General features: G+C 69.9%; 5 protein-coding genes. 3 read left to right on the top strand and 2 right to left on the bottom strand.

Features of this window, described 5'->3' with window-relative positions; all coding sequences use genetic code 11:
- Window positions 1–162 precede the first annotated feature (162 nt).
- Window positions 163–1,014, top strand: coding sequence for an SDR family oxidoreductase (locus ACFWY9_RS41100; RefSeq protein ID WP_378330373.1), 852 nt, complete (start codon window positions 163–165; stop codon window positions 1,012–1,014).
- 56 nt (window positions 1,015–1,070) lie between these two features.
- Here ACFWY9_RS41100 and ACFWY9_RS41095 read toward each other — a convergent pair whose 3' ends face one another.
- Window positions 1,071–1,898: an alpha/beta fold hydrolase gene (locus ACFWY9_RS41095; protein ID WP_378330374.1), complete on the bottom strand. Its 828-nt coding sequence runs from the start codon at window positions 1,896–1,898 to the stop codon at window positions 1,071–1,073.
- Window positions 1,899–1,974: 76 nt separating this feature from the next.
- Here ACFWY9_RS41095 and ACFWY9_RS41090 point away from each other — a divergent pair, with 76 nt between their 5' ends.
- On the top strand, window positions 1,975–2,997 hold the full coding sequence (locus tag ACFWY9_RS41090; protein ID WP_378330375.1) for a sigma-70 family RNA polymerase sigma factor: 1,023 nt from the start codon (window positions 1,975–1,977) through the stop codon (window positions 2,995–2,997).
- 3 nt (window positions 2,998–3,000) lie between these two features.
- Here ACFWY9_RS41090 and nucS read toward each other — a convergent pair whose 3' ends face one another.
- Complete coding sequence (nucS, locus tag ACFWY9_RS41085; protein WP_378330376.1) at window positions 3,001–3,660, bottom strand: endonuclease NucS; 660 nt, start codon at window positions 3,658–3,660, stop codon at window positions 3,001–3,003.
- A 37-nt stretch (window positions 3,661–3,697) separates the two neighbouring features.
- Here nucS and ACFWY9_RS41080 point away from each other — a divergent pair, with 37 nt between their 5' ends.
- Window positions 3,698–4,240, top strand: a complete 543-nt coding sequence (locus ACFWY9_RS41080) for an NUDIX domain-containing protein (RefSeq protein WP_378330377.1) — start codon at window positions 3,698–3,700, stop codon at window positions 4,238–4,240.
- Window positions 4,241–4,336 lie beyond the last annotated feature (96 nt).

The raw sequence follows: 4,336 nt of genomic DNA, 5'->3' as shown, positions 1-4,336 counted from the left end.
CCGTGCTGGCCTCATCCGAACACCGGTGGATCCCCGTGCGCGACCCGGTTGCGGAACCGATGTGGCACTCACGGCTCACGACGCGAGACCCGCGAACGCACAGGCGAAATCGTGCCGGACGTTCCCCGGTTTCTGGCAGACTCAGGGCCACAACCTGGGGAGATGACGATGATTCTGGTGACCGGCGCGGGCGGGAACGTGGGAACCGCACTGCTGACGCGCCTGAAAGCCGACGGGGTGGCCACGCGCGCCGCCTACCGCGATCCGCGCAAGACCGACGCGGCGATCCGGTCCGGGCAGGATGCGGTGACCGTCGACCTGGCGGTGCCCGCCACTCTCGGACCCGCGTTCGCGGGTGTCCGCGCCGTGTTCCTGCTCGCCGCGACCGGCCCGGAGCAGACGGCGCACGAACTCGCCGTGGTCGAGGCGGCCCGCGCGGCGGGCGTACGCGTCGTCAAGCTGTCCGTCTGGCGAGCCGACGAACTGCTCACGCCGATCGCCCACCTGCACTGGCCCGCCGAGCGGGCGCTCCGCGAGTCCGGGCTGCCGTGGACGTTCCTGCGGCCCAACTTCTACCTGCAGAACTTCCTGCGCCAGCCGTCGATCCGGGAAGCGGGCGTGTTCAGCCAGCCACTGGTCGCCGCGCCGATCAGCTTCGTCGACGTCGGCGACATCGCCGAGGTCGCGGCGCGGGTGCTCACCTCCGAAGGGCACGACGGCCGCGTCTACGACATCACCGGGCCGCGAGCGCTGACGTACGACGAGGCCGCGTCGGTCTTCTCCGAGGTCCTCGGCAGGCCGGTGCGCTACGTCGGCCTCTCGGACGACGAGGCCCGCGCCGGGATGCTGAGCCGTGGAATGCCCGAATTCCAGGTCGACGCGCTGATCGAGGTCGCCCGCGCCTACCGGGACGGCGGCGCGGACACGGTCACCTCCACCGTGCCCGACCTCACCGGCCATCAGGCGCTCGGCTTCGCCGACTTCGTCCGGCTACATCAGGACGTCTTCGGCTGAGCACAACGCGATGAGCGTGCCCGGAGTATCCACTGTGGACACTCCGGGCAGGTTCGTCAGTTCCCGCTCAGTACCGCGCGCAGCCGGGTCGCGAACGCAGCGGGATCCTCGGCGAAACCGATGTGGTCACCGGGAAACCTCGTGGGCTCGATGCCGAGCCCGGCGGCCAGCGCTTCCGAGGTGCGCTCGCAGACCTGGCCACCCGACTCCTCGCCGATGCCGACCACGATCCGGACCGCGGTCGCGCGCAGCGCGGCGAGATCCGGCTGCCAGCGCACGGTGGGACGCATCATGTGCTGGTACTGGAAGTCGTCGTCCGCGATCTGCTGCGCGTCGCGTTCGCCGCCGAAGACCTGCTGGAACACCGGCTCCGGCATGACGATGTTCGCCTGTGCGAGGAACTTCCGCATCGCACCGACGGGGTCGCCCGCGAGGTAGGTGTCGATGATCTCCTCGGACCCCGCGTACAGCTGCTCGCGGTCGTCGAGCAGGCCGAGCGACGGCGGTTCGTGCGCGATGACCGTCCGGACGCGTTCGGGATGGCCTTGCACGAGAGCCAGCGCGCTGACGGCGCCGCCGCTGGAGCCGAGCACGGTGGCCGGGCCGGCGTCGACGTGGGCGATGAGCCGCGCGAGGTCGTCCGCGCGCATCTCGGGCGTCGAGTCCTGCTCACGGTCGTCGACCGTGCTGCGGAAGATGCCGCGCGGGTCCGTGGTGAGCACGGTGTAGTCGGTGGCGAGCAGATCGGCCAGCGGCGCGAACGACCGGGCGTCCATCGGCGCCCCGACGAGCACCACGAGCGGGCCTTCGCCGCGCAGTTCGTAGTGCAGCCGCGCGTCGGGAACCCGGAGCGTCGCCGTGGTGACGGTGGGAGTGGCGGTCATGGAATCCTCCTGGTCAAGCGCCTGGAATGCGTGTTCACCGGTAAGTGACTCCCGCACTGGGGCAGAATCATCGCTTGTGAGCGAAATTTCTTCGCAGACCGTCGGGGACCCCGATCTGGCTCGTGCTCGCGAAGGCGACGACGACGCGTTCACCCGTCTCGTCGAGCCGTTGCGCGGCGAACTACACGCGCACTGTTACCGCATGCTCGGCTCCGTGCACGACGCGGACGACGCGCTGCAGGACGCGCTCGTGCGAGCCTGGCGGGGACTGGCGCGTTTCGAGGGCCGCAGCTCGCTGCGGTCGTGGCTCTACACCGTCACCACCCGGACGTGCCTCGATCTGGTCGAGAGCCGCGGGCGGCGGGCGCTGCCCATCGACCTCGGCCCGTCCAGCGACCGCGCCGTCCTCGACAACGCCCCGCTGAACGACGTCGCGTGGCTCGGTCCTTATCCCGACGCGGGGCTGACGGGTGGCGCGGACGCCCGGTACGAACAACGCGAAGCCGTCGAACTCGCCTTCGTCGCCGCCTGCCAGCACCTGCCGGGCAACCAGCGCGCGGCACTCCTGCTTTTCGACGTCCTCGGCTTCTCCGCCGCCGAAATCGCCGACACGATGGCGACGTCCACCGCGTCGGTGAACAGCGCGCTGCAACGCGCGCGCAAGATCGTCGCCGAAAAGGTCCCAGCCCGTACCCAACAGCGGGCACTGCGCGAAATCGACGACACCCGCGTCCGGGAGATCGTCACCGGATACGCCGGTGCGCTGGAACGAGGCGACGCCGACGCGCTGGTCGCGCTGCTCACCGAGGACGTCACCTGGTCGATGCCGCCGCTGCGGCACTGGTACCGCGGCATCGAAGCCGTCATGGACTTCGCCGTCGAGATCCCGCTGACCCGCTGCCCCAGCTGGCGGCACCTGAGCACCAGCGCCAACGGCCAGCCCGCCGTGGCCTGTTACCTCGGCGAGCACGCCGACGCGCCGCACCTGCCGTGGTCGATCAACGTCCTGACGCTGCGCGACGGGCGCATCGCCGACGTCACCTCGTTCGTCGGCGCCGAGCACTTCCCGGCGTTCGGGCTGCCGGACTCGCTGCCCTGACGCTCAGAAGAGGCGGAATTCGTCGGATTCGATGCCGCGCAACGCGTCGTAGTCCAGGGTCAGGCAGCGGATGCCGCGGTCCTCGGCGAGCGTGCGGGCCTGCGGCTTGATGATCTGCGCGGCGAACACGCCCTGCACCGGCGCCAGCAGCGGATCGCGGTTGAGCAGTTCGAGGTAGCGGGTCAGCTGCTCGACGCCGTCGATCTCGCCCCGCCGCTTGATCTCGACGGCGACGCTGCGGCCGTCCGCGTCGCGCGCCATGATGTCGACCGGCCCGATCGCGGTCGGGAACTCGCGCCGCACCAGCGTGTGTCCTTCGCCGAGAGTCGTGATGTGCTCGGCGAGCAGTTCCTGCAGGTGCGCCTCGACGCCGTCCTTCTGCAGCCCCGGTTCGGCGCCGAGTTCCTGGACGTGGTCGTGGTAGATCTCGTCGATGCTGATGACGAGCTTCTCGCCCTGCTTGTTCTCGACGATCCAGAGCTTGCCGTCCTCGATCAGCCAGCACGGCGGACTCATCCAGTTCAACGGCTTGTAGGCGCGGTCGTCGGAGTGCACCGACACCGAACCGTCGGCCTTGACGAGCAGCAGCCGGGTGGCCATGGGCAGATGGGCTGTCAGCCTGCCGGCGTAGTCGACCTGGCAGCGAGCGATCACGAGACGCACCCGCCGAGGGTAGGACAGGCTCGGTGATACTGGGTGAGTGGACCCCATTCAGCGTGTCGCGTCCCGCGAGGTGTACCGGAACAATTGGATGACCGTGCGCGAGGACATGATCCGGCGACCGGACGGCAGCCCCGGCATCTACGGCGTTGTCGACAAACCGACCTTCGCTCTCGTCATCCCGTTCGACGGCGAACGGCTGCACCTGGTCGAGCAGTTCCGTTATCCGATCGGCCTGCGCCGCTGGGAGTTCCCGCAGGGAACCGCCCCCGACCTCGCCGAGATGCCCCGGCTGGAGCTGGCCGCCCGCGAACTGCGCGAGGAAACCGGGCTGACCGCGGAGACGCTCACCCACCTGGGCCGGATCGACCTCGCCCCCGGGACGTCCAGCCAGCGCGGCGACGTCTACCTGGCGACCGGGCTCACCGAAGGCGATCCCGAGCGCGAGCACGAGGAACAGGACATGCGCACGGCCTGGTTCCATCGCGAAGAGGTCGAGAAGATGATCGCCGCGGGCGAGCTCACCGACGCCCAGTCCCTTGCCGCCTACGCCCTTTTCCTGCTCCACGAACGGACGCGCTGAAGGGGGGGGTTAGAGGCCGGCGCCCGCCGGGACTACCCCCCGCCGCACCGCAAGAACCGCCCGGGGCGGGGGGATTAAAAAAAAAAAAACCCCCCA

Origin of the sequence: Amycolatopsis sp. NPDC059027, from assembly GCF_042739735.1 — a bacterium.
Lineage (GTDB): Bacteria > Actinomycetota > Actinomycetes > Mycobacteriales > Pseudonocardiaceae > Amycolatopsis.
This window is presented reverse-complemented; position numbering and strand designations above follow the sequence as displayed.

Coding starts and splice junctions, on each gene's coding strand:
- ACFWY9_RS41095 (WP_378330374.1), bottom strand. CDS start 1,898: ATGACCGCCACTCCCACCGTCACCACGGCGACGCTCCGGGTTCCCGAC.
- ACFWY9_RS41100 (WP_378330373.1), top strand. CDS start 163: ATGACGATGATTCTGGTGACCGGCGCGGGCGGGAACGTGGGAACCGCA.